17 protein-coding genes and 1 riboswitch are annotated in these 24,888 nt (G+C 57.0%); of the genes, 13 read left to right on the top strand and 4 right to left on the bottom strand.

The annotated features are described in order from the left end of the window. Positions 1 to 19 precede the first annotated feature (19 nt). The 4 genes from CFB04_RS03200 (at position 20) to CFB04_RS03215 (ending at position 2,908) form a co-directional block, all read left to right on the top strand. On the top strand, positions 20 to 505 hold the full coding sequence (locus tag CFB04_RS03200) for an NUDIX hydrolase (RefSeq protein WP_088533936.1): 486 nt from the start codon (positions 20 to 22) through the stop codon (positions 503 to 505). A 147-nt stretch (positions 506 to 652) separates the two neighbouring features. Next, positions 653 to 1,846, top strand: a complete 1,194-nt coding sequence (locus tag CFB04_RS03205; protein WP_088533937.1) for a phosphotransacetylase family protein — start codon at positions 653 to 655, stop codon at positions 1,844 to 1,846. Between the two features lie 86 nt (positions 1,847 to 1,932). Beyond that, positions 1,933 to 2,127 carry a hypothetical protein gene (locus tag CFB04_RS03210; protein ID WP_088533938.1) on the top strand — a complete coding sequence of 65 codons (195 nt, stop codon included), beginning with the start codon at positions 1,933 to 1,935 and terminating at the stop codon, positions 2,125 to 2,127. A gap of 196 nt (positions 2,128 to 2,323) precedes the next feature. After that, entirely contained in the window at positions 2,324 to 2,908 is a 585-nt protein-coding gene (locus tag CFB04_RS03215) for a quinol:electron acceptor oxidoreductase subunit ActD (RefSeq protein ID WP_088533939.1), read from the top strand. Between the two features lie 66 nt (positions 2,909 to 2,974). Here CFB04_RS03215 and CFB04_RS03220 read toward each other — a convergent pair whose 3' ends face one another. Continuing rightward, positions 2,975 to 4,489 (bottom strand): DUF748 domain-containing protein, encoded by a 1,515-nt coding sequence (locus tag CFB04_RS03220; RefSeq protein ID WP_157698699.1) that lies wholly within the window; start codon positions 4,487 to 4,489, stop codon positions 2,975 to 2,977. A 156-nt stretch (positions 4,490 to 4,645) separates the two neighbouring features. Further along, a riboswitch (cyclic di-GMP riboswitch) is annotated at positions 4,646 to 4,722 on the bottom strand. 255 nt (positions 4,723 to 4,977) lie between these two features. Between CFB04_RS03220 and CFB04_RS03225 the strand changes: the two genes are divergently transcribed. After that, entirely contained in the window at positions 4,978 to 5,484 is a 507-nt protein-coding gene (locus CFB04_RS03225; RefSeq protein ID WP_088533941.1) for a hemerythrin domain-containing protein, read from the top strand. A gap of 142 nt (positions 5,485 to 5,626) precedes the next feature. Here CFB04_RS03225 and CFB04_RS03230 read toward each other — a convergent pair whose 3' ends face one another. Continuing rightward, positions 5,627 to 6,817: an anaerobic nitric oxide reductase flavorubredoxin gene (locus tag CFB04_RS03230; RefSeq protein ID WP_088533942.1), complete on the bottom strand. Its 1,191-nt coding sequence runs from the start codon at positions 6,815 to 6,817 to the stop codon at positions 5,627 to 5,629. Positions 6,818 to 7,006: 189 nt separating this feature from the next. On the opposite strand from CFB04_RS03230, the gene CFB04_RS03235 reads away from it, so the two are divergent. The 4 genes from CFB04_RS03235 to ftsH all read left to right on the top strand — a co-directional run bounded on the left by CFB04_RS03235 (position 7,007) and on the right by ftsH (position 11,054). After that, a complete protein-coding gene (locus CFB04_RS03235; protein ID WP_088533943.1) occupies positions 7,007 to 7,906 on the top strand; it encodes a peptidylprolyl isomerase in 900 nt (299 codons plus the stop codon). Positions 7,907 to 8,110: 204 nt separating this feature from the next. Continuing rightward, complete coding sequence (locus CFB04_RS03240; protein WP_088533944.1) at positions 8,111 to 8,461, top strand: hypothetical protein; 351 nt, start codon at positions 8,111 to 8,113, stop codon at positions 8,459 to 8,461. Positions 8,462 to 8,496: 35 nt separating this feature from the next. Continuing rightward, entirely contained in the window at positions 8,497 to 9,102 is a 606-nt protein-coding gene (locus CFB04_RS03245; RefSeq protein WP_088533945.1) for a hypothetical protein, read from the top strand. Positions 9,103 to 9,257: 155 nt separating this feature from the next. Continuing rightward, positions 9,258 to 11,054, top strand: coding sequence for an ATP-dependent zinc metalloprotease FtsH (ftsH, locus tag CFB04_RS03250; protein WP_088533946.1), 1,797 nt, complete (start codon positions 9,258 to 9,260; stop codon positions 11,052 to 11,054). A 63-nt stretch (positions 11,055 to 11,117) separates the two neighbouring features. Here ftsH and CFB04_RS03255 read toward each other — a convergent pair whose 3' ends face one another. Together CFB04_RS03255 and CFB04_RS03260 are read right to left on the bottom strand one after the other, a co-directional pair. Beyond that, positions 11,118 to 16,604: a 6-bladed beta-propeller gene (locus CFB04_RS03255; RefSeq protein WP_172825428.1), complete on the bottom strand. Its 5,487-nt coding sequence runs from the start codon at positions 16,602 to 16,604 to the stop codon at positions 11,118 to 11,120. A 403-nt stretch (positions 16,605 to 17,007) separates the two neighbouring features. Beyond that, a complete protein-coding gene (locus CFB04_RS03260; protein ID WP_088533948.1) occupies positions 17,008 to 17,733 on the bottom strand; it encodes a cytochrome c3 family protein in 726 nt (241 codons plus the stop codon). A 176-nt stretch (positions 17,734 to 17,909) separates the two neighbouring features. Here CFB04_RS03260 and CFB04_RS03265 point away from each other — a divergent pair, with 176 nt between their 5' ends. The 4 genes from CFB04_RS03265 to hfq all read left to right on the top strand — a co-directional run bounded on the left by CFB04_RS03265 (position 17,910) and on the right by hfq (position 24,837). After that, positions 17,910 to 21,752: a chitobiase/beta-hexosaminidase C-terminal domain-containing protein gene (locus CFB04_RS03265; protein ID WP_231934456.1), complete on the top strand. Its 3,843-nt coding sequence runs from the start codon at positions 17,910 to 17,912 to the stop codon at positions 21,750 to 21,752. A 112-nt stretch (positions 21,753 to 21,864) separates the two neighbouring features. Further along, positions 21,865 to 23,658 (top strand): DNA mismatch repair endonuclease MutL, encoded by a 1,794-nt coding sequence (gene mutL, locus CFB04_RS03270; protein ID WP_088533950.1) that lies wholly within the window; start codon positions 21,865 to 21,867, stop codon positions 23,656 to 23,658. A 2-nt stretch (positions 23,659 to 23,660) separates the two neighbouring features. Further along, positions 23,661 to 24,653, top strand: coding sequence for a tRNA (adenosine(37)-N6)-dimethylallyltransferase MiaA (gene miaA, locus CFB04_RS03275; RefSeq protein ID WP_088536681.1), 993 nt, complete (start codon positions 23,661 to 23,663; stop codon positions 24,651 to 24,653). Continuing rightward, the gene (gene hfq, locus CFB04_RS03280) at positions 24,613 to 24,837 is read left to right on the top strand and encodes an RNA chaperone Hfq (protein ID WP_088533951.1); all 225 of its coding nucleotides are present in this window, start codon (positions 24,613 to 24,615) and stop codon (positions 24,835 to 24,837) included. The genes miaA and hfq overlap by 41 nt, the downstream gene beginning before the upstream one ends. The last annotated feature ends 51 nt before the right edge of the window (positions 24,838 to 24,888 follow it).

Consider the following 24,888-nt stretch of genomic DNA (forward strand, 5'->3'; position numbering starts at 1 on the left):
GGCCTCCAGGATCGAAGCAATGGGTGAAGAAAACCAGACCGTAGTTGTCACCTGCCTCGTCAGGAATCCTGTGGGCGATGTCCTGCTGATCAGGCATTTCAGAAGAGGCTGGGAGCTGCCCCAGGGCAGGGTGGAGGCTGGAGAATCGTTGACCGAAGCCGTATGCCGGGAGGTGCTGGAAGAGACTGGCACGACGGTGGAACCGGGGCCGTTGGCAGCGGTTTGGTCGAAGGTTTGCCACCCTCCAGCGATCATTTATGGTTTCATGGGCAGATACCGCAGCGGAGACCTCACCCCCAGTGAGGAGAGCCCGGAAGTCAGCTGGTTTACCGCCGAAACGGCCCTTTCACTGGTCACCCATCAGGTCAACCACGACAGGCTTCGAACCCTTCTCGACCACTCCGGCGGCGTTGTCCGCCGTGCGTATCAGGCTCGCCCTTTCATGCACCTTGATCCCTCCGAGACGACCATAAAGGCAACTGCCCTTGTCTCGGTTGTCGAATAACAAGCTGCCGAAAATACTGCTCCCGATCTCCGTAATCATCCCTTCCTTCCTCCTTCTTCCATTGCCGCAGCGCCTTCCGCGCCCATCTTGACTCCTTCGTCCGGCAACGTAACCTTTTACTATAGTGTTACGCACGAAAGGGGTGCCATGGCCAGAAAGATTTTCATCGCCGCCACCGGGCAGCACTGCGGGAAGACAGTCACAAGCCTTGCCTTGCTGCACCTTGGGCGGCAGAAGTACAAGCGGATCGGCTTCATGAAACCGTTCGGCGCAAGACCTGTTTCCGCACGGGGGATGTTCGTCGACAAGGACGCTGCGCTTATGGCCGAAGTCTTCGGTCTGCGCCGCCAACTCCCGTGGATGTCGCCGGTGGTGATATATCCGGACACGACCCACAGGATGGTCGATGGCGAGATATCGACGGATGCGCTGATCGATCGTATCATGAGCTCGTGCGCGGAAATCGAGAAGCGCTGCGATTTCATGGTCATCGAAGGTTCGGGGCATCCGGGTGTGGGATCGGTGATGAAGCTGTCCAATGCACGTATAGCGTCGCTGCTGAATGTTCCAGTGATGCTTCTGGCCGGCGGCGGGCTGGGGAAAGTCGTCGACGAAGTGCAAATGGGGCTGGCTCTGTTCAGGCAGGAACAGGTTCAGGTGCGGGCATTGCTCGTGAACAAGATAATTCCGGAGAAACGTGAGAGGATGATGGATTATCTGCGCCGCGCCCTGGCCGAGGAGCCTTTTGGCGTCCTGAGCGGATTCGACTGGGAGCCGGTGCTCTCGAACCCGACCCTGCGCCGGATTTCATGGCTGTTGGAGCTCCCCCTGGTGGGGAATCAGCGGGAAGCCGGTCGTATCATCCATCATGTGCAGGTGGCCGCGGCACCGCCTCAACGTGTGGCGGAGCTCCTGAAGGAGGGATCGCTCCTTGTCGTGACGAGCAATCGGGACGAACTTCTGGTGACCCTGTCACATCTTTACATGATGCCGGAGTATCGAAGACGCATCGTCGGCCTGATCATCCCGGGGATAATACCGGTCAACGCCGTCACGCAGCGTATCCTCGATCGGAGCCGGATACCGTACATGCGCACGCAACGCCACACTACGGCGGAACTGTTGCGTATCATCCACGATGACGTATCCAAGATAACCGCAGAGGACAAAGAGAAACTGGAACTCGTTCGCGACCTGGCTGGAAGAACCCTCGATCTGGACGCTATAGAAAGCATCTGTGATGCAGTTCCTCAGGGCCCTTACCCGCACAGACGGTCGCTTTCACACAGCTCGCTGCAGGAAAGAGGCAGCTCTCGGATCAATGCCCCTGGTTCCCCGTAGGACTCCCTGCCCATCATTCACTGCCACTCCGATTGCGGTTGTTCATTATCCGATGCGGCTTCTATACTGAGCAAAAGGAGAGTGCCATGGGACGTTCGTGCATCCATTTTAGTTGTCGCTACTGCGGCGAACAGGTTATCTGCATAGATGCTCGGTTGAACAGCGAAGATCTGCTTACGTGCAGCAAAGGGCACCCGTATTTGCTTACCGAGGAGCAGCGGGAAAAGATTAATTTGGCGTTTAAGGGGTTCGTCGAGGCGAGGATCGATCTTTTTATCTGAATCGGCTCATCCACGAAAAACTCGGAATGGCGGTGGCAAAGTGATATAATTTTTATATATCAAAGAGGCTATAGTTGTTCTGTCCGGGCTCTCCTGAAGCTGTAGGATCTCAGGAATAGCTTGAATTACTTCACGGAGGAGGGGGAGACGAGGGGGCAAAAGCCCCGAAGGGATAGGCAACAGGGAGGTACACGTCATGGCAGGGAAAAACACGGCTGTATTCGGGATTTATCCCAATCGTGATAGTGTGGAGCTGGCGGTGGACGAGTTGAAGGCTGCCGGGTTCCGCAACACTGACATATCGGTACTCTTTCCGGAGAATGTCGGCACAAAAGAATTTGCCCACGAAAAAGAGACAAAGGCTCCTGAAGGGGCGACAGCCGGCGGGGGCACGGGCGCGGTCATAGGCGGCGCGCTGGGCTGGTTGGCCGGAATCGGTGCACTGGCAATACCCGGCATAGGCCCGTTTGTAGCAGCTGGGCCGATAGTTTCAATGCTGGCAGGAGTGGGAGTAGGAGGAGCGGTAGGAGGAATTGCCGGAGCTTTGGTGGGTCTGGGCATTCCTGAATATGAGGCGAAACGGTATGAGGGAATGATCAGGGAAGGGGGTATCCTTCTGTCGGTGCATTCCGACAATTCCGACTGGACGAAACGCGCGAAAGATCTGCTGGAGCGGACCGGTGCCCGTGACGTCGCTTCCAAAGGAGAAGCTACGGCAGACTTCGATAAGACTGACAAACCCAAACATCGTACCCCGACCCACAGGCGGGCTACATTCTAATACGTTGTGGAGGTAGTAAGCGAAGAGCGCCGGAGTCCAGCTGAGGACTCCGGTTTTTTTTGCGCGTTAGCTGATGAATCCCGGCATGAGGGCTCGGATGAATGCGTTTTTGAACAGCTGGCCCACTATCTGCCATACACTGGTCTTCGGATCGTTCAGGTGACCCGAAATATCAGCTTTGGTGGCTACCTCGTTCCTGGACCTGTTCTCCAGGAGAGTAGCAACCCCCGCCACCATCATTTCGTACAGCTGGCTCCCGACATTCTTTCCCTTGTCCATACGGCGATCATATACCTGCATATCCCTGAAAAACGGCTTTATGTACCCCGAGATTCGCTGATTCCTTATGTGGAGCTCCGAGTAGAAAGAAAAAAGGCCGGCGGAGACGTCGAAGTCCCCATAGGTCCGCAGCATGTTGTTCATGCCGGTCAGCTGAGCCCCCTCTATCTTTACTTGCAGATCGAGCTCGATCCCTCGTTTTCCGGGACGAAAGCTGGCTGTGGCAGTAGTGGTGCCGGTCCCCATGAATCTCCCCCGCAGGCTGCTCCTGGCCGGTTCGCGGGATAACTGGTTGGAGAGATTCGAGAGCAGGAGGTTTGCATCACTCACATAGAGATGGTAAGGGTGACTGGCAGCGCGGTTCTTTACCCCGATGGTGCATCCGGCGAGCCGGATTTTATCCACCTGAAGGCGAATTTCGGCATTATTGCTCAACCTGCCGGCTGTCTCTCGGACCGCTGCGGCGCGTTTTTTCTCGGCAGCGGCCGTGCGGGAGGTATGGATGTAATCGATTCTCATGCCCCTTATCGTCATATCCTCCAGGTGGGCGCTCTTGAATGTAGGGGCATACTCTATTTCCCCGGATGTCTGGAGAACTCCTCCGGTGATCGCAAGATTTGACCGGGCGATGATCGGCTTGATCAGATCGATCGGCACCTTGTCCAGCTTGAAGCGGGCCTTGAGGCCCGGATGCGGCTCCGCGAAGAAGTTGGCGACGCCGTCGAGGGTGCCGCGGCCTGTTCCGAAGACGAAGGTGTCCAGATGGAACGAGGATGGGTAGACTTTTTCAGGTGCGCTTATATTGAGGATGTTGGTAGCCTTGAGGTTCAGGCTGCTCAGGTGAAGGGGGCGCATCGTGTCTTCATCCAGGTAGATGACTTCGCCGTTACTGATGCTGAGGAGATCGACCTTGAGAGGGTAGATAGCCAGCACCGCCTGCTGCCATCCCCGTTCTTTGATCGGGACCGCATCGGCTGATTCGGTGCGCAGCTGCTTCAGGTTAATGCTCACCTTCGGTCGGTCCAGACGAAACTCACCCACGAGCCTGCGGGAGAGAAGTGCGCGCCAGTGGACGCTTGCGCGAAGAAAAGGGAATTGTGCGATCGGATGATCCGGATCTGCTTCCTGGCATACCGTGAGACCTTTCAGCGTTACCGATAGGCTCATCAGGTTTACCCGTAATTCCGGCAGCCTTACGGAATATCCTTTGAGGCTGCGGTTCATCTCCTTCTCCATGTAGCTGCGGATGGGCTCGTTGAGCAAATGCGATGCGAAGATGAGGGCGAGGATCGATATGGCCATGGCACCCGCTCCCCAGCGGATGCCTCGGGGAAGTTGTCGTACGGCGATCATCGTGATTGATGCGCTCCCTGGTTCTGGACCAATGGTGGCCGCTTGCTGAGGTGTATTTCCTGCGCAGATAAAGAAAAGCCGGGTGCCCCATATCGTTTGTGATAGTTCGGCAACCCGGCTGTCTTCGTGAGACCCTGTAGGCTTTCCGCCCCACCCTCGCGGGTGGTTTAGTATTGTCGCGTATGCACCCTGATGTTTCGGATCAGGAAATATTTACCGTAAATCCGGACGGGAAGTCAAACTGTTTGCCGCAGGAGAAACACTGCCGGACCTTCCCTTCTGCAGTGACTGCCGACAGCCTCTTCGCAGCAGCTGATGACCGATGATGACGGCAACGTTGCTTGCAAAAGTTTGGCGTCGGATTAAGCTTTTTGAAGAATAGCTTATCAAGCCCGGCTTCTGCGGCACTTCCACCCCCGCGGGACAAGGAGGCTGTGATGGCTTTACACGAGGGGAAGGAACCTGTCGATGTGGATCTCCTGGACAGCCTTGCAAGTGGGCACCGCTCGGTCAGGAGGATTATCGACGAGCTGAAGAGCAGCGCTGCCAACGACAAGGAGTACCTTTTCGGCAAGCTGCAGGCCGCCTACCTGCGCTGTGCAGAGCTGGAGGAGAAGAATTTCTACCGGAAGATGGAGGAATACCGGGAGGTGGCGGGGCTAATATATGATGCTATGGCTGATCATGAAGTAATCAGGGAACTTTTGCAGCAGCTGGAGCGCCTTGATCCCGACTCGGGACGATGGCGGACAAAGTTGGAATTGCTCGATGAGACTTTCGAAGCTCATGCGGAGCGGGAAGAACATCAGGTTTTTCCTGTTGCTGCGCGGCTTTTGCCCGAGCGTGCCTTGCACCTTATGGTGGAACAGCTTCGGGAGGAGCAGGAAGAAGGAGCGCAAACCCGTCGTCACCGCCACCCGGTCGGGCCGGGAAGGCGCACGTGATGCCGTAACTGCGCAGATCAGGTCGCGCCGTTCCTGTCGAGGAGAGATTTGTTCAGCAGCACCTGAAAAGTGGGAAGGGGGCAGGCTTCTGTAGCGGCCTGCCCCCTCGATCTTATAACTTTTCCAGCCGGACGAATTGACTCTATTTCACCTGCTGTGCGAAATCCCTACCGAATGCGATGCATTCCGCATTTCCCTGCTCATCCGGGTTCCAGAGGCGCTTCAGCCCTTCGTTGATTACCTCGAAGCCACTCTCTTTGAGCCGTTCCGTGATCATCTTGACAGATTCTCCGCTCCACCCATACGCCCCGAAGGCCGCTGCTTTTTTGTTTCTGAAGCCGAGCCCCCTGATCTCTTCAAGAATCCCCGCCGCGGAGGAGAGCATGCCACGATTGACGGTCGGGGAGCCGACGAGAAGGGCTTTCGACCTGAACACCTCAGTGATTACGTCGTTTTTGTCGGACCGGGCAACGTTGTAGATTTTCACCGCCACCTCTTGGTCCCCTTCCGTTATGCCCTCGGCTATAAGCTCCGCCATACGTCTGGTTCCGTTCCACATGGTGTCATAGATGACGGTGATCTGGTTCTCCTGATAATTCGCCGCCCACTGGGCATACTTCTCCACGATCTGAAGCGGATTTTCGCGCCAGATCACTCCGTGGCTCGTGCATATCATGGAGAGGGGAAGTCCGAGATTGGCAAATTCCGTGATCTTCTTTACAACAAGCGAGCTGAAGGGGGTCAGGATGTTGGCGTAATACTTCATCGATTCCTGATGCAGTTCCGCCTGGTCAACCAGGTCGTTGAATATACGGTCCGTGGCCAGGTGCTGCCCGAAAGCGTCATTGCTGAAAAGTATACTATCTCCGGTGAGATAGCAGAACATGCTGTCGGGCCAGTGAAGCATGGGAGCCTCGATGAAGATGAGCTCCTTCGACCCGATGTTCAGGCGGTCCCCGGTCTTCACGGTCCTGAAGTTCCAATCCTGGTGATATTGGCCCTTGAGGGACTTTACTGCATTTGCGGTGCAGTAGATGGGGGTGTCGGGAATGAGGCGCATCAGCTCCGGAAGCGCTCCGCTGTGGTCCACCTCACCATGGTTGGCGATGATGTAGTCAATCTTGGAGAGGTCGATCTCCCTTCTGAGATTCTCAACGAACTCCGAGGAAAAGGGGGCCCAAACGGTATCGATGAGGACGGTTTTCTCGTCTCGGACAAGAAACGAGTTGTACGACGTCCCCCTGTGAGTGGAATATTCTTCGCCGTGAAATCTTCTGAGTTCCCAGTCGACCTTTCCTACCCATGTTACGTTTTCTGTGATTGTAAATCCCATGTAGATCCTCCTTCAGGTGCAATGTCACAGATTCTACACCATATTCTCCGCATTAAAAGAAAATAGTGGGTATCCTCCCGTTGGATTTTTCTCCTTGGCAACATCCCCGGCGGATGATATTCAATGCCGGTAAGGGCGAGGTTGCTTGTCCCGACCCGCTCCTATGCAACCTACATCTAGGGGGAACACATGCTCAAAAACGTGATGCTGGGATTAACGGTGTCGCTGGTTGTAGCTGCCACGACATCTGCGGAAGAAATCAATCCGGTTCTGGGGAAGGTGGGTGACTTCGTTCTGCGTGAAGCCGATCTGGAGCGGATTGTCGGATACCAGTCGTCGGAAGCGCTTGAAAAGCTCCAGTCGGATCCGGCGCAGCGCGCTCAGGTCGTGAGGCAACTGCTTGTCACAAGGGCTGCGGCGGCCCGATCGCGGAAAGAGGGGTTCGACCGCAAGCCGGAGGTAAAGGAGCAACTTGGGTATGTAATTGACGGGTTTCTGGCCGAGCAGTACCTGCGGAAGGTTGTGGTTGCCGACATAACCGTGCCTGATGAGGAGGTGAAGAAATATTACGCCGAGCACCAGGAGGAATTTCTTCTTCCGACCATGGTCAAGGTGCGCCAGATCTTCATCGAAGTTCCGAAGGACGCTACCCCGGCCGCGAAGGAAAAGGCCAGGGAAAGGGCGGGGGATATACTTAAGCAACTGAAGGAAGGAGCTGATTTTGCCGCTTTGGCCAAGTCTTCGTCCGATGACGCCGACTCAGCACCCAGAGGAGGTGAGCTGGGCCTTCTCACCCCCGGTAAAACCAATTCCGAGGAGTTCGAAAAAGCTGCCTTCGCCCTTAAGGCAGGGGAGGTCAGTCCGGTTGTCGAAACGCCTTTCGGCTATCACATACTGAAGGTGGATGAGCGGACAGAGGAGCGTACGGCACCTTACGAGGAAGCACAGGAGTATATCCGCACCCTCCTCAAGCCCCGGTTCGAGCAGCAAAAAGCGCAGGCTTTCCTCGACAAACTGGCGAAGGAGGCAGGTGTGCAGGCTATGGAGCCGGTGCCGACGGAAAAAGAGGAGAGTCCGGCTCCCAGGTAGGATAGCCGGCGTACGAGTACAGGTGAATGTTCTTTAAAGGCCCCTTTTCCGGAAGGGGCCTTTTGCTTCAGCTCGTTGAGGCATTTTAACCCGAGCAGGTAACGAAAAGCAGGCAACCATCGACCAGGTCATTGCAGATCATCCGGCACCCTCTATAATAGCTTGAAAAGGAGACATTTTCCTTGTCTCCATGATGAGGATGCCATGAGAAAGAATGAACTTACCTGTTCCATTCCGATGGCCCAGCTTCTGTCGAATGTTCCGGAAGATTCCGAAATCAGCTCGGTCACCATCTTTGTTGGCGTGAAGGGGAGCGGCGTTTTCATGGGCTCCCGAATGGCGCCCAACCCCGAAGAAATGGCCTCCATGATCAGTGCATTCGGCGAGGCGAAGCGCTCGGTCATCGAAGGGATCATCCGTGATCATGGAATGGAGATGATGGTAAGCGTAATGTTCTTTCTTGCCAGCAGGGACCCCGGAACAAAGGATTTGGGAATAGATCCGGAGGAACTGATGAGAAGCTACTTCATGCCGAAGCGGGGTGAGAGCGACTAGGCATCCGCGAAGCAGGTAGCCGGACGGGAGGTGCCATGATTTCAGGGGGGCTGGAGGCTATTCACATAGGCAGTCGGAAGAGAATCTCTCCCCTTTACTCCCTCCATTCGGAAAAGGAATTTCCATTCTCGAAGATCGAGCAGTCGGCAATTCATGAGGCCGCTCATGCCGTCGTCGCGACGATGATCCGCCGCGGCATCGTGGCGGAAGTCTTCATCAGCCACACCGGTGTCGATGTAACGGAGGAGTACGACGAGCTGAATATCACCGTTCACGGGCTCACCGGTGGGATCCGGTTCCACAAGATACAGACGACCGTCTTCGAGAACGGCCTCATCGCGTACAGCGGGTTTTTCGGAGAGTGCGAGCATCTTTACCGCAAGGGGATCGAGCTTGGACCGCTCCTGCCCCAATTGCGTGAGCAGGCTTCCCACGACATCGACCGGTATCACGCCCTTCTCCTTTCCGAGGGTCTTTCCGAGTCGGATATCCAGAATGTGGTCGTCGATATCGGTAGCGCACTCAAGCACTACTTCGATAGCGGCATCTGGGACGCAGTAGTCATCATAGCGGATGCTCTCATGGCGCGGAGGCGCCTGACAGGTGAAGAGATCCTTCAACTTCTTCCCGATTTCCCCTGAACAAGTTTGAAAAAAGATGACCTTTCTATTCCTCACTCCCGGAAATCATTGTTTCCGGCGTGCTCCCCGTCACAGAAAATCATGATCACATGTCGTACCCTGTGCTGGCGTGAAATTGTTCCGCTACAGGTACTGTATATTTCAAAGAGGTGATCATGAGTGTTTCCTGGTATGTCCGGCTGTTCAAGTTTCTTATAGTCTTTGCAGTGGTCGGAGGCATCGCTGGTGGTGTCTATCTGTGGCGAAACCACGCCGATGCAGCACCGAGCAGGATCAGCTATACGGCTTTCGTGGATAAGGTGAGTGCCGGTGAGATCGTAAGGGTAAGGTTGGAGGGTGATTCCATCACAGCGGAGGCAAAGGGGGGAGGATCGTTCCAGCTCTACCGGCCGAGCGATGCTGATCTCTCAAAACTCCTTCTCGACAGGCACGTAGAATTTACCTCGACCCCTGCCGAAGCAAAAATCCGTTGGTTCGAGCTCGGTTTCATCCTGGTGCTCCTTGTTCCCCTTGTCTTCATCATGAAGAGGATGGCCGTGTTCGGCCGCAGCAAGGCCAAGCGTATAGATGGTGCACGTACCAATACGCTGTTCACCGATGTGGCGGGGGCCGAAGAGGCAAAGGGGGAGCTGATGGAGACGGTTGACTTCCTCAAGGATCCCTTCAGGTTTTCCAGGCTTGGCGGAAAGATGCCGACTGGAGTGCTACTGGTCGGCCCTCCGGGAACTGGTAAGACCCTTCTTGCACGAGCCGTGGCGGGTGAGGCCGGCGTTCCCTTCTTCTCCATGTCCGGGTCTGAGTTCGTCGAAATGTATGTCGGTGTCGGTGCGTCCCGGGTACGTGATCTCTTTGCTCAGGCAAAGAAGGCTGCTCCATGCATCATATTCATCGACGAGCTCGATGCGGTAGGGCGAAGGCGTGATTCCGGAGGAAACGGGGCAAGCGACGAAAGGGACCAGACCCTGAACCAGCTCCTGGTGGAGATGGATGGTTTTACCGTGACCTCGGGAATAGTAGTCATCGCCGCCACCAACCGCCCCGAGGTACTCGACCCGGCATTGCTGCGTCCCGGGCGGTTCGATCGTCAGGTCGTAGTGGGTTCTCCGGACATAAAGGGCCGGGAGGAGATACTGAAGGTCCATGCCCGGAACGTGCCCCTTGCTCCCGATGTGGATCTGCACCTTGTCGCCCGAGGTACCCCAGGATTTTCAGGTGCCGATCTCGCCAACGTAGTGAATGAAGCAGCCATACTGGCAGCCCGAGCCAACAAGCCTCTCGTGGAGATGACGGATCTCGACATGGCGAGGGACAAGGTTATGATGGGGGTGGAGAAGAAGTCGATGGTGCTCTCGGAGAAGTCGAAACTCAGCACCGCCTACCATGAAGCGGGTCATGTCATGGTGGCTCGCCTCGTGCCGGGGTGCGATCCGGTGCACAAGGTGTCGATAGTTCCACGGGGGAGGGCGCTTGGGGTCACGGTCCAGATTCCGGAAGAGGATATACACTGCTACACGAAGGAGATGCTGGTCGCCCACATCAAGGTGCTGATGGGGGGGAGGGCCGCCGAGGAGCTTGTCTTCAGTACGACGACCACCGGCGCGGGAAACGACCTCGCCCGCGCGACCGATGTGGCGCGGAAAATGGTGTCTGAATGGGGAATGTCCGAAGCATTCGGTCCAGTGGCGTTCGGCCATCAGGACCCGGCTTCCGGAGAGGGGGGAAGGAAATCCTTCAGCGATGCAACGGCTGTGGAGATAGATACGGAGATCAGGTCGATCGTAACGGGTGCATACTCCGAGGTCCGAGATCTTCTGCTGGCGCACATGGATTCACTCAAGCTCCTGGTTTCCGAGCTCCTTACCCACGAGACTCTGGGCAGCTCCGAGATCGACGAACTCCTGCAGCCTGCTTTTGCGCTGGAGGCACAGTCGCCGCACTACGCCAAACCGTGAGACGCCATTTCCGATAAACGAACGCCCCCGAGTCGGGTAAAGGTCCCGGCCCGGGGGCGTTGTTCATTGGATCATGACATTGTCGCAGATCAGCGTGCCGCTCTTCACCGTTACTGTCCCTTTGAGCACCGTCGGCCCGAGAGGTTCGGCGTAGGAGGCATCGAAGGCCGAACCGATGGTGACCGTCGTCCCGGGTTTGTCGACTGTGATACTTTCCACATAGGGTTTTTGCCAGGTTGTTAGAAGGGCAAGACTATCCTGCGGCACCGCCGCAAGGGCCGCCGAGAAAGAGGGGAAGAAGAGATCCGGCTGCCCCTGACGCGAGAGCCTCACTGAAATATCGACCTGCACCGGGAAACTGCGCTTGCCGATGGCGGTCCCGTCTCCCAGCTGACCGGTGCCGTTGTCCCCCCATCCCCAGAGGGTGCCGTCAGTAACGATGGCCATTGTATGGTAGCCACCCGCAGCTATGGCGCGAACTGCGGCAATACCGGGTACCTGGAGCGGCTCCCTGCTGTTCGTGGCGGTTCCGTCCCCCAGTTGCCCGTAATAGTTCCATCCCCAGGTGGAGACGGTGCCGTCGAACTTTTTCGCTACGGTGTGGCTGTAGCCTGCGCCCAGTTCGGTCACTCCCGTCAAAGCCGTAAGCTGAACCGGTCTTTTCCGGTCAGTGTTGGTTCCGTCCCCCAGCTGTCCGTAGTAGTTCCATCCCCACATCCATACAGACCCATCGTTCTTGAGAGCCCCGGAATGAGCTCCTCCTGCGACGATGGCCGTAATTCCGGACAACCCGCTGACCTGGACCGGAGTCAGGCTGCCAGTAGTACTTCCCTCCCCCAGCTGACCGTAATCGTTGGCGCCCCAACTCCAGGCAGTGCCATCGTTTTTTAGGGCACTTGAGTGATACCCTCCGGCAGCGACGGAAGTTACTCCCGATATTCCGTTTACCAGGACCGGTGTATGGCGGATCGTGTTGGTTCCGTCTCCGAGCTGGCCGTCACCGTTCCATCCCCATGCCCATATCGTTCCATCGTTTTTCAGTGCAAGGGTGTGGTCGTAGCCGGCGGCAATGGCGGCGATCCCGCTAAGTCCCGGTACCTGGACGGGCAGCGTCCTGTTCGCTGTTGTTCCGTCCCCGAGCTGGCCGTTCCCGTTCCATCCCCAAGTCCACACGGTTCCGTCGCTTTTGAGGGCGACTGTGTGGTCATAGCCGAGCGATATGGCGGTAACGGCGGAAAGGCCGGGTACCTGCACCGGATGCGATCTGTTGCTCATGGTTCCGTCACCGAGCTGACCGCTGCCGTTTTTACCCCACATCCATACGGTGCCGTCGCTCTTTACACCACCGCTGTGAGAAGAGCCTCCTGCAACTGCAACAAATCCGAAGGAGGGGATGGGGTCGAAGCGGGTCGATACTGATGTCGCCCGCGAAATGGTCACGGTGCATGAGTTTCCCTGGGCGATATCACAACCGCTCCATCCGCCGAAGGTGTAACCGGTTGCAGGTGTAGCGGAGAGGGTTACGGTAGTTCCCTCGACATAGGCCTGGGAGCAGGAACCCGAGCAGTTGATGTCTGGAGCGGGGGAGGAGTGAACGGCACCGCTACCTGTGACCGATACGCTCAACAGGTGCATCAGCTGCAGGGTTACGGGGGATGATGGTGCCGAAGCAGCTCCTGCGCCTGCTGCATTGGTTGCGGTGACTGTGAAGGTATAGGTGGTGCCGTTGACAAGGCCTGGGACGGTGATTGGGGAGGCCGTGCCGGTGGCGCTTACGTTGCCGGGGTTTGAAGTGACCGTATAGAAGATGATGGGGGAGCCGCCGTTGTCGGCGGGTGGTGTGAAGCTTACCGTTGCCTGCCCGTTTCCGGAGATAGCCGAGACTGCCGCAGGTGCGCCGGGCACGGAGATGGCGAGGTTGAACTTCTGGACCCTGTTGTTGCCGGTGTCGGCTACGAAGACGTTGCCTGCGGCGTCAACGGCCACCCCCTGGGGAGCGCTGAACTCGCCGTTGCCCGAGCCGAGGCTTCCCCACTGCGTCAGATAGCGGCCGCTTGCGTCGAACTTCTCCACACGGTTGTTGCCGGTATCCACGACAAAGACATTCCCCGCACCGTCCGCTGCGATTGCCTGTGGAGCCGAGAGTTGCCCGTTGCCCGAGCCGAGGCTTCCCCACTGGGTAAGGTAGCTGCCGCTTGCATTGAACTTCTGGATGCGGTTGTTGCCGGTGTCGGCAACAAAGACGTTGCCTGCCCCGTCCGCCGCGACTGCCTGAGGGCCGCTGAACTGCCCGATTCCCGTTCCCGATGCTCCCCACTGGGCAAGGTAGCCGCCGCTTGCATTGAACTTCTGGATGCGGTTGTTGCCGGTATCGGCAACGATCACGTTCCCGGTACCATCGACGGCTATCCCCTGTGGGCCTGAAAGCTGTCCGTTGCCGGAGCCTAGACTGCCCCATTGAGCCGTATATACGCCCGCAGCGCTGAACTTCTGAATCCGGTTGTTGCCGGTGTCGGCCACAAAGACGTTCCCCGATCCGTCCACCGCGACTGCCTGAGGAGCGTCGAATTGGCCGTTTCCTGCCCCGAAGCTCCCCCACTGGGTGAGAAGGGTTCCGGTTGAGTCGAACTTGCGTACCCGGTGGTTAGTGGTGTCGGCAACGTAGAGGTTGCCGGATGCATCCAGCGCCACCCCTTGCGGCTGGGTCTGCGCCCAGAGGTACTGAAAGGCGTAAACCAGAGCGGGATCGATGGTGTAGGGGAGAGTCTGCACGGCCTGCGCATTTGCGGCAAGATCGGTCGAGTAGAAGCGAAGGACCGATGTGGCGGCAATGGGGATTGGGCCGCTGTAGGGGGTGGTGGGGGTGCAGCCGCTGCCTGTGCAGTAGTAGGTCGCCCCACAGCCGCTTTCGCCGTCGGTGCAGGTAAGAACTACGCTCTGGGCGCTTCGATAGGTGCCGGCCCCCGGTGACGCTGTTGTCTGGGGAGGGGTAAGGTCTGCAACGAAGGTCGCCGAAGCGCTCTTCGGCTGGTCCATCGTTATGCTGCATGCCCCGGTACCGCTGCATGCCCCGCTCCATCCGCCGAAGGTGTAACCGGTTGCAGGTGTAGCGGAGAGGGTTACGGTAGTTCCCTCGACATAGGCCTGGGAGCAGGAACCCGAGCAGTTGATGTCTGGAGCGGGGGAGGAGTGAACGGCACCGCTACCTGTGACCGATACGCTCAACAGGTGCATCAGCTGCAGGGTTACGGGGGATGATGGTGCCGAAGCAGCTCCTGCGCCTGCTGCATTGGTTGCGGTGACTGTGAAGGTATAGGTGGTGCCGTTGACAAGGCCTGGGACGGTGATTGGGGAGGCCGTGCCGGTGGCGCTTACGTTGCCGGGGTTTGAAGTGACCGTATAGAAGATGATGGGGGAGCCGCCGTTGTCGGCGGGTGGTGTGAAGCTTACCGTTGCCTGCCCGTTTCCGGAGATAGCCGAGACTGCCGCAGGTGCGCCGGGCACGGAGATGGCGAGGTTGAACTTCTGGACCCTGTTGTTGCCGGTGTCGGCTACGAAGACGTTGCCTGCGGCGTCAACGGCCACCCCCTGGGGAGCGCTGAACTCGCCGTTGCCCGAGCCGAGGCTTCCCCACTGCGTCAGATAGCGGCCGCTTGCATCGAACTTCTCCACCCGGTTGTTGCCGGTATCCACAAGGAAGACGTATCCCGTGCCGTCAACCGCTATTCCCTTGGGGTTACTGAACTGGCCGTCACCGCGCCCTGACGATCCCCACTGGGCGAGGTAATTTCCGCTGCCGTCGAATTTCTGGATGCGGCTGTTGTTGTAGTCTACTACATATACGTTGCCGCCGCCGTCTACTGCAAGCCCTCTCGGCTGGTTCAACTGGCCGTTACCGCTACCGTACGTTCCCCATTGGGAAAGATAGGCACCAGTACTGTCGAACTTCTCAATCCGGTTGTTGTAGGTGTCGGAGACGAAGATGTTTCCGGCGGCATCAACGGCCACTCCCTCCGGATAGCTGAATTCCCCAGGCCCGCTGCCGTAATAGCCCCATTCTGCTATAGGATTGCCGTTGCCGTCGAATTTCTGGATGCGGTGGTTTCCCGTATCCGCGACATACACGTTGCCATTCTGGTCGACAGCCACACCTTCAGGAGTCGTGAACTGTCCACTGTCAAATCCGGCCGAACCCCACTGTGTAATGAAGTTTCCGTTAGTGTCGAACTTTTCCACCCTGCTGTTGCTGTAATCGACCACGTATACGTTGCCGCTCGCATCAACCGCAGTTTGGCGCGGGTTTCGAAATTCACCGTCACCGCTTCCCCCGGAGCCGAATTCGGTCACGTACGTGCCGTTGCCATCGAACTTCTGGATGCGGTTGTTGTTCGCATCAGCAACATAAACGCTGCCGGTCGAATCCAGGGAGATTGCTGAGGGAAAGTCCATCTGGCTGCTTTCCGTGCCATAGGAACCCCACTCGGATATATAGACGCCGCTGCCGTCGAACTGTTGGACTCGGTTGTTGCCCGCGTCGAGTACATATACGCCGCCTGCTCCTGCTGCTATGCTCTGCGGGTAGTTGAATTGTCCTGCGCCGCTACCAGATGTTCCCCACTGCCCGAGATAGACACCATTTCCGTCGAATTTCTGGATCCGGCTATTGGCGGTGTCGGCTACGAGAATATTTCCTGAAGGATCGACGGCCACGCCACGGGGCTGGATGAACTGGCTGTTGCCGCTGCCGTACGAGCCGAAGCGGGAAAGATATGTCCCGTTCCCGTCGAACTTCTGGATACGGTGGTTTCCTGTGTCGGCAACGAATATGTTGCCGGTGAAGTCTATGGCCAAGCTTCGCGGCTGTACGAACTGGCCGTTGCCGCTGCCGTACGACCCCCATTGCCCCAGGTATGTGCCGTTTCCATCGAATTTCTGGACTCGGCTGTTGTTGGTGTCCGCAACATATACGTTCCCTGCTGCGTCTACGGCTATGCCCCGCGGCTGGTTGAGCTGACCGTTGCCGCTGCCGTACGACCCCCACTGGGTTATGTAATGATTTCCTGCATCGAATTTCTGGATACGGTTGTTGCCCGTGTCGAGGATGAAAATATTTCCCGATATATCCACCGCCACGGCCTGGGGCGCATTGAAGTAGAAGGACTGTGGCAATTGCGGCCAAAGTCGTTCGAAACGATAGGCAAGTGCCGGGTTTATGGAATAGGTGTGAGTGCGGACGGGTTCGGGGTTTCCAGCGATGTCTGTGGAATAAAACCTGAGATGCGAGGATGATGAAATCTCAACCGGGCCGGTGTAGATCGAATCCGGGTTACAGCCGGTGCCGAGGCAGTAGAAGGTGGTCGCACAGCCACTGCCGAATGCATCGGAGCAGGCAAGCGTCACAACCTGGGTCGTAGCGTAGACTCCCATTGCGGGTATTGGGGAGGTTACGGGAGGAGTAGTATCGGCTGCAAATGCCTTGAAACCGATAAGCGGTATGAGTACTGCCAGACAAAAACAGCTTCTGGATAGAAGCCTGAGCAGGTATTCCAAGATTTCCTCCGTATGATGAACCATGCGAGTAATAATAATTAGATTAAGTAAATGTATGTGTACGTAAACTGCCAGACACTGTACGTTATATGACGGTTAATTGTAACTAATTAACTGTCTTGGTGCTGTTTTCGTACGTGTAAGGGGGCGGTGGTGGCGAAAACCCTTTTTCCGAAGATTTGAACATTTATTCAGCACGTAACGTGCATAAAAGGCTGAGCAATATGCACGCCACCCCCATTGCGAATAGAGGCAGGCACGGCATCAGGATTAGAATTCTACATGTGGGGATTTTTGATAGATGTTAAAACGGAGGGAGCAGGCGGGATTTCAGAGTTAAAGTACTCCGGACAGAGGTACCGTACTCCAATGATGAACCCGCTAGTTACGGCAGACCCTGGATCTACTTGTTGTGGCATGCAAAGCACAGCTGGGAATGGTCATTTTCGATTCTGAGAAAGTTTCCGCTGCTCCCAGGGTCATGAACTCTGTGGCAACTGGCGCACTCGAACATGTTCGAATCGAGACCATAGAGGAAATTCTGAGATTTTGTCGCGCCGGTTCTGGCGAGTGCGTTGAATGCTGTCATTACATGTGAAGGCGGATTGAGTCCGTCGTCTTCCTCGTATGCCAGGTTGTAGTCAAAGGCGATGGGATGTGAATTCTTGAGGTCGAAGCCCAGGCCCGGATTCTCATATGCCCGTTGGGGAATGCGAAGCTCGAATATTCCCTGTGCGACAGCACCTCTTTGGCTGGGAATCGTAGGATTTACTTTCACGTCTCCCATGGCCGTTATTCCGTCATGGCAACTCATGCAGAACAGGGATATGCTCTGAGATTCCATGACCCGCGTGCTGCGCACGACGGAACTGAGGGTGGGGCTGTTGTAGAGCCGGAACAAGTATGCCGAAGGATTGTTCCTGTTCCATAGAGGGACCGCTTCTACCGTATTGTGCGGAGTATGGCAGTAGACGCAGATCTCGGCACGTTGGTTGGACTGATCCAGAGTGGAAAGGTCATGCTTGCTTCCCCTGATTCTGCCGGGGACCGTGGTAGGTGTGGGGGCTCCTTCTGCAAATGCGGCGGCAAACAAAACCAGGAGCCCCATCATACGCAAGCTGTTCTTCATGTGGGTGTCCTTTTGTTGTGTTATTAGCTTTTGCTAATTATACACCCTGAAGCCATTATGAAAAGATGAGGATGTAACGCGTGGATGTTTTTATTGATTCACTTCATGTGCTGTCTAAATCCAGGAGCAGGATAGTGCCCTTCCAGCGCTGCTGGAGGAGCTTTGCGGTGCGGTTGGTGCCTTTGCTTGCAACGGTTCTTTTCCTGGCAGCTAACACAGCTCATGCTGCTACACCTCAGATTGCCGCCGGCGCTCGATTCACCATTGCCTTGAAAAGTGATGGTACGCTTCTCTCCTGGGGGGAGAACAGTAGCGGTCAACTGGGAGAAGGATCTTTAGAGGAGAGAAGGTCCCCAGTGCCTATCCCCGGCTTTTCAGGTGTGGTCGCCATTGCTGCCGGTAATGACCACGTGGTGGCTCTGAAAGAGGATGGCTCCGTTTGGACCTGGGGAGGAAACGATTACGGCCAGCTGGGGAACGGCACGACCACCGACAGCAGTACACCGATCCAAGTTCCGGGGCTTTCAGGCGTTTCGGCGGTTGCTGCGGGCATGTTTCACACACTGATCCTGAAGACCGACGGGACAGTTTGGTCGTGGGGGCACAACGGCTACGGCCAGCTCGGTGACGGTACAAGTACTGGGCAAAAATCTCCCGTTAAGATTCCGGGAGTGTCGGGTGTTTCCGCTATTGCCGCAGGTGGCTTTCACACCTTGTTGCTTAATAGTGACGGAACCGTCAGCGCGTGCGGCGACAATGCCGGAGGGCAGCTGGGCGACGGTACGTTTAGGGAGTCGGCTATGCCTGTGACCGTAGCGGGTCTAGGCAGAGTCGTCGCGCTCTCTGCCGGTGCCGGACACAGTCTCGCCCTTCGGGACGACGGGACCGTATGGGCGTGGGGTGATAACTCCCGTGGGCAACTTGGAGACGGCACGACATCAAACAGAGCGCTCCCGGGAAAGGTGCAACTGCTGGAAGACGTAACCGTCATCGAAGGCGGCGATGGCCACAGCATCGCCGTAAAGGCCGACGGGACGGTATGGGCGTGGGGTGAAAACGACCACGGCCAACTGGGCGACGGGACTACTGGTGCCCGTACGGCTCCGGAGCAGGTGGAAAGTCTAATCGGAATTCTTACGGCCGGTTGCGGCGGAAGTCATACCGTTGCCATAACCGGAGGCGGAAGCGTATGGACATGGGGGAACAATTCCAATGGCCAGCTGGGTAACGGTGACAGCACTTTCAAGCCTGGTTTCGTGCGGGTTCCCAATGTGACGGCACTCCGGGTTGCCGGGGGGGGCGCTCATACAGTAGCTCTGATAAATGACCGAACAGTCGCGGCATGGGGGAAAAACGCATCGGGTCAACTGGGGGACGGAACCACCGCAGGCCGCTCGACGCCGAGGGCTGTTATCGGGCTTTCCAACATCGTTGCGGTTGCGGCTGGAGCCGACCATTCTCTGGCACTCAAGGATGACGGCTCGGTATGGACCTGGGGCGCCAACTATTTCGGGCAGCTTGGGGATGGAACATTATCCGACAGCAGCAGCCCCATTCAGGTTCAGGGACTTGCCGGAATCATCGCCATTGCGGCCGGAGACGGGTTTTCCCTCGCTTTGAAAAGCGACGGTTCCGTGTGGGGGTGGGGAGGAAACTATGCGGGGCAACTCGGCGACGGGTCCAAGACCGACAGGCCGCTTCCCGTCAGGGTGACCGGTCTGTCGAGAATTTATTCAATCGCTGCCGGGTACCTCCACGCCGTGGCTCTTCGCGACGACGGAACGGTCTGGACGTGGGGCAGCAACCGCTATGGCCAGCTGGGCGATGGCACTTTTACATCTAGCACAGTACCCATACAGGCTGCCGTAGCCAGCGTTACCGCTATAGCTGCGGGGGACAATCACGTTGTTGCACGTATCCAGGACAAAACTATCAGAGCGTGGGGTGCCAATGAGTCTGGGCAAATTGGAGACGGCACTGTCAAGCCACCGGGAATGGATATCACTCCTTCACTTCCTGTAGAAGTAGTCGGGATGAATGGAGTGACTGCTGTCGCTGCCGGAACCAGCCACAGCCTGGCCTTTAGGGAGGACGGAACACTCTGGGGGTGGGGCGGAAGCATGACGGGGGAGCTCGGAGGAGCCGGACCTTCCCTAATAGCAGTTCAGCTGCCTGGGATATCTAATGTTGCGGCGATTTCCGCCGGTGATGCTCATTCAATTGTCGTCGACGGCGCCGGGAGCATCTGGAGCACAGGGAATAACGACTACGGCGAGTTGGGGGACGGTACTCCCTATCTGCCGATGATGCTCTCCGGGGTCTTTTTGCTGCAGGACTCAACTCCTCCCGTGACGACTGCGGCACCGGGAGAAGGAACATACCTCGATTCGGTGACGGTGGTGCTCAGAACGAACGAACCTGCAACAATACGCTGTACCCTCGACGGAACTGATCCGACTGCCGCATCGGCCACGTATACCGAACCCATAACACTGACTGCTTCCACCATGCTGAAGTGCTTCGCCGTAGACGTGACGGGTAATGCGGAGCCTGTGCGTACCTTCAGCTACAATGTACAGCCGTCGGTGCTTCTGAGCATCTTTCAGCAGGGGACGGGGGGCGGCACCGTCAACCTTGCGGGTGCCGGTAGCTGTTCCACCAGTTGCACCCAGGCTTTTGCCTCAGGAAGCAGCGTCTCCCTCTCTCCCGTTGCGGATTCCCAATCCCTCTTCAAGGCCTGGAGCGGTTGCGACTCTCTTGCAGGTTTTACCTGCATGGTGACTATGAATACGTCACGAACAATCACTGCGACCTTCAATCGCGCATTCCCACTTAATCTTTCAATAGCGGGATCAGGCAGTGCCACGGTCAGCCTCTCCACGGGGAGCGCTTGCTCTGCGAACTGTTCACATCTGGCGGAAGAAGGGGCGGTAGTCGCGTTGACCCCTCTCCTCGGTTCCGGCTCCTTAATAACCAGCTGGGTTGGTTGTGACTCCATTTCCGGGGACGTTTGCTCCGTCACGATGTCCTCGGCAAAGAACGTCACACTGAATGTCGTTCAGCGCTATCCGCTGGACCTTTCCATGTCAGGTTCCGGAACCGTCAACTTCTCAGTCGGTGGGAGCTGCAGCGGCGCCTGCACCAATACCTATGCAAGTGGCACGACCGTCGTCCTCAATGCGGTGGCCGTGTCAGGTTCCATTCTGGACAACTGGCAGGGATGTGATTTCGCCGCCGGTACTTCCTGTACTGTTACGGTTACCTCCCCGAGGCAGGTCGCGGCTACTTTCGCACCCGCCAACCAGCTCAACCTTGCTTTTTCCGGAACCGGAAGCGGAACTGTCAGCTTCTCTACGGGGGATAGCTGCTCGGCCGGTTGCAGCAGGCAGGTGAGCAGCCTCGCCACCGTGACCCTTACCCCCGTTCCTTCAGCAAGCTCCTATTTTTCCGGTTGGTCCGGGTGTGATAGCGTTGCGGGGAACGTTTGCACCGTTGCCATGTCCTCGGTCAGAAACGTCACCGCTTCCTTCGGGCCGACCTTCCAGCTCTCCGTAGCCCTTGTCGAAAGCGGGACGGTTTCCTACTCCACGGGAGGAAGCTGCTCCTCGAATTGCAGCACAGCAATGCCCTGGGGATCCTCTGTGGTGCTGACCGCGGTGCCCTCGGCTCGGACCGTCTTCGACGGCTGGAGCGGTTGCGATACTACCAACGGAACTCAATGTACTGTGAGCATGACCGGAAACCGTTCTGCGACCGCCCTTTTCGGTTACCTCGTCAGGACCTCACTCGGCGGGTACCCTGAACCCCAGGAAGCGTACAGTGCAGTTCCTCCTGCCGGCATTCTCCGGCTGAGAGATGCTCTTTTCGGAACAGGACTCAATTTGGACCGCGACATTGCTGTTACGCTTCGTGGTGGATATGACAGTTCCTATTCCACAATCGTCGGCATGAGCACTCTGAGTGGCGTGCTTACGGTTGAAAGAGGGACGGCGCAGTTAGAATACCTGGTCATACGATAGTTCAGGGAGCCGCTTTCATTGCGGAAGCGGCTCCTGAATGTTTTCTGTCCCCCCCTTTACAATGTCCTGACGTTTACGCTATGGTAGCCACGATCATCCAGTCGAGGTTTCTGTGGCCACACGCATCAAAATCATTCCCGAACAGCTTGCCAACAAGATCGCAGCCGGAGAGGTCGTGGAGCGTCCGGCCTCCGTCATCAAGGAACTGGTGGAGAATTCCCTCGATTCCGGCTGTTCCGAGATAATCGTCGAAATAGAGGGAGGCGGAAAGAAGCTCATTCGCGTCACCGATGACGGGAGCGGGATGTCCAGGGAAGACGCGCTGCTGGCCCTTGAGAGACATGCCACCAGCAAGATTTCCAGCGATGCCGACCTTTTCAGCCTCACCACACTCGGGTTCCGGGGGGAAGCGTTACCCTCAATCGCGTCGGTCTCCCGTTTGACACTAGCGACATGCGAGCGAGCAAAGATCGAAGGTACCGAGATCTACGCCGAAGGGGGGAAGATCAGGGAAGTGAAGGCCTGCGGCATGGCTGCCGGAACTGTCATCTCCGTTCGTAACCTCTTCTTCAACACTCCGGCGCGACTCAAGTTCATGAAGAGCGTGGATACGGAGGCGGGTCATGTAGCCGAGCTCCTGACGAGGCTCGCTCTCTCCCGCCCAGAGATCCGTTTCACTTACCTGAATGACGGAAGAACAGTTTTTGCCGTCGGAAAATCGGAACTACGCCACCGGGCGACGACCCTTCTGGGCAGGCAACTTGCCTCAGCGCTTTATCCAGTGGAACATCAGGGCAGTGCAGGTTCGGTAAGAGGTCTCATTGCCAGTCCCGGGTCCAGCCGCTCTTCTTCATCGGGCATCTATACCTACATCAATGGGCGCTACATCCGTGATCGGGTCGTGCAGCACGCGATACTTCAGGGTTACAGGAATTGCCTGGAAAAGGGGCGATATCCCGTGGTGGTACTCTTCATCGATGTCCCTGCCGAGGAGGTGGATGTAAACGTCCATCCGACGAAACATGAGGTCCGCTTCCGCGAACAGGCCCGGGTTCACGATCTGATTCTCAACGCGGTGGAAACTGTCCTGCGGGATACACCATGGGTGCCACGGGATGCGACAAGAAGTCCGTTCCCCCTACCACTCATGAAATCGACCCAGGCGGCCGAGGCCCGGGTAGCCGAAGTAAGGGAATCTCTCGCGGTTTATCAGCCCTCTCTTCAAGCGCCCCTACCGCCTGCGGTACCGGTTCAGCGGCAACAGTCCGTGATGCCGTCATGCTCCGGCACCGAAGCGCTCCCCAGCCAGCTGGATAGCAAGGCTTTTTTCCGGGGGCTCACTATCATCGGGCAGTTCAATGCAGCCTACATACTCTGTCAGCGCGATACCGACCTTATCATCATCGATCAGCATGCGGCTCACGAGCGGGTGGCCTTCGAAAGCCTGAAGCGGCAGTTTGCTTCAAATGCAGTAGAGGGGCAGGGGCTTCTCTTTCCCCACACTGTCGAATTATCCCCCGGTGAGGCGTCAGCCATTGGAGAGCATGCGGCAGATCTGGCGCAGATTGGTTATGACGTGGAGCACTTCGGTGGTGCGACCTGGATAGTCAAAAGCGTTCCCCGACTTTTAGCTGATCGCGATTACCTGCGCTCCCTCCGGGATATTCTGGAGGAGCTGCAAAGTTTCGGAAAGAGCCGCGCTTTTTCTGAGGTAGTAGAGGATATCCTTGCCCGTATCGCGTGCCACAGCGTCGTCAGAGGCTCCCACCCACTTTCGGAAGCTCAGATCCGGGCGCTCCTCGGTCAGATGGACGATACTGATTTCTCCGCTACCTGCCCGCACGGTCGTCCGGTTTTCCGCACCCTGGCGCTTTCCGAGCTGGAACGGATGTTCAATCGTACATGAGCATGAGCCAAAACTCGTCAACTGCTCCTGAGGTAAAGCTCGTCATCCTCCTCGGGCCGACTGCATCGGGGAAGACCGAGCTGGCACTGCGCCTTGCTCAACGCTGTGGCGGTGAGATAGTCAACGCTGATTCGATGCAGGTGTACCGTGGGATGGACATAGGCACTGCAAAGCCCTCTAGCGAACAGATGGAGCTGGTGCCTCACCATCTGATCGATATAGCCACTCCTGACATGAATTTCTCGGCGGCAGATTTTCGTGAAGCGGCTGCCAAAGCCATCGAGGAGATAACCGGGCGCGGCTCTCCCGTATTTCTCGTGGGCGGTACCGGTCTTTATCTGAGGGCACTTCTCCAGGGGCTTGTGGATTCCCCACCTGGAAATGAAGATATTAGATCCGAGCTGAACGCACTCGCTGAACGGGAAGGGAAGGAGGCTATGCTTCGCCGCTTGTCGCAGGTCGATCCGTTTACGGCCGCCCGCCTTCATGTCAATGATCAGGTTCGGATCATAAGGGCTCTGGAGGTCTACTGCCAGACGGGACGCCCCATCTCCGAGTACCGGGACATACACCGCTTTTCAGGGAATTATTATCGATGCCTTAAACTGGGGATCGACGTAGAGAGGCAGGAGCTCTATCGGAGGATCGAGTCACGGGTCGATGAGATGTTCGACCGGGGCCTCATCGGCGAGGTCGAGCGGCTGCTTCATGCCGGTTATTCGTCCGACCAGAAATCCATGAGGTCCATCGGCTATCGGCAAGTCTGTGCCTTCCTGAATGGAGAGTACGGATTGGAGGAGGCGGTGAGGCTCGTAAAGCGCGATACCAGGCGTTACGCCAAGCGGCAGATGACCTGGTTCCGCACGGACCCTGAAATTAAATGGGTTGAATATCCCCGTAACTTTGATACTATTTGTTGCAATGTGATTGATTTTTTATCAAAAGGAGAGGGTTATGCCAAAAGCACCATTCAACATCCAGGACCAGTACCTTAACCAGTCGCGCAAGGAGAGGATCAAGATAATCGTGAACCTCATGTCCGGCGCCAAGATGGAAGGGTACATCAAGTCCTTCGATAACTTCTCCGTGCTTATGGAGGTACAGGGCGACATCCTCATTTACAAGCATGCCATTTCCACCATTACCTCCGCCGACGGTACTTTCAAGCTCCATCAGTAATCACTCCAGTTCAGGGGGAGACATCGCCGGGAGCGCTTCTAGCGCTTCCGG

It is taken from the genome of Geobacter sp. DSM 9736 (assembly GCF_900187405.1).
Taxonomy (GTDB): Bacteria; Desulfobacterota; Desulfuromonadia; order Geobacterales; family Geobacteraceae; genus DSM-9736.

What these genes read in the sequence shown, in the direction of transcription:
- CFB04_RS03215 (WP_088533939.1), top strand. Translation starts at nt 2,324, where the DNA reads ATGGCAGGGAAAAACACGGCTGTATTCGGGATTTATCCCAATCGTGAT.
- miaA (WP_088536681.1), top strand. Translation starts at nt 23,661, where the DNA reads ATGAGCCAAAACTCGTCAACTGCTCCTGAGGTAAAGCTCGTCATCCTC.
- CFB04_RS03260 (WP_088533948.1), bottom strand. Translation starts at nt 17,733, where the DNA reads ATGAAGAACAGCTTGCGTATGATGGGGCTCCTGGTTTTGTTTGCCGCC.
- CFB04_RS03220 (WP_157698699.1), bottom strand. Translation starts at nt 4,489, where the DNA reads ATGGCCATATCGATCCTCGCCCTCATCTTCGCATCGCATTTGCTCAAC.
- ftsH (WP_088533946.1), top strand. Translation starts at nt 9,258, where the DNA reads ATGAGTGTTTCCTGGTATGTCCGGCTGTTCAAGTTTCTTATAGTCTTT.
- CFB04_RS03230 (WP_088533942.1), bottom strand. Translation starts at nt 6,817, where the DNA reads ATGGGATTTACAATCACAGAAAACGTAACATGGGTAGGAAAGGTCGAC.
- CFB04_RS03225 (WP_088533941.1), top strand. Translation starts at nt 4,978, where the DNA reads ATGGCTTTACACGAGGGGAAGGAACCTGTCGATGTGGATCTCCTGGAC.
- CFB04_RS03245 (WP_088533945.1), top strand. Translation starts at nt 8,497, where the DNA reads ATGATTTCAGGGGGGCTGGAGGCTATTCACATAGGCAGTCGGAAGAGA.
- CFB04_RS03205 (WP_088533937.1), top strand. Translation starts at nt 653, where the DNA reads ATGGCCAGAAAGATTTTCATCGCCGCCACCGGGCAGCACTGCGGGAAG.
- hfq (WP_088533951.1), top strand. Translation starts at nt 24,613, where the DNA reads ATGCCAAAAGCACCATTCAACATCCAGGACCAGTACCTTAACCAGTCG.
- CFB04_RS03210 (WP_088533938.1), top strand. Translation starts at nt 1,933, where the DNA reads ATGGGACGTTCGTGCATCCATTTTAGTTGTCGCTACTGCGGCGAACAG.
- CFB04_RS03200 (WP_088533936.1), top strand. Translation starts at nt 20, where the DNA reads ATGGGTGAAGAAAACCAGACCGTAGTTGTCACCTGCCTCGTCAGGAAT.
- CFB04_RS03235 (WP_088533943.1), top strand. Translation starts at nt 7,007, where the DNA reads ATGCTCAAAAACGTGATGCTGGGATTAACGGTGTCGCTGGTTGTAGCT.
- CFB04_RS03240 (WP_088533944.1), top strand. Translation starts at nt 8,111, where the DNA reads ATGAGAAAGAATGAACTTACCTGTTCCATTCCGATGGCCCAGCTTCTG.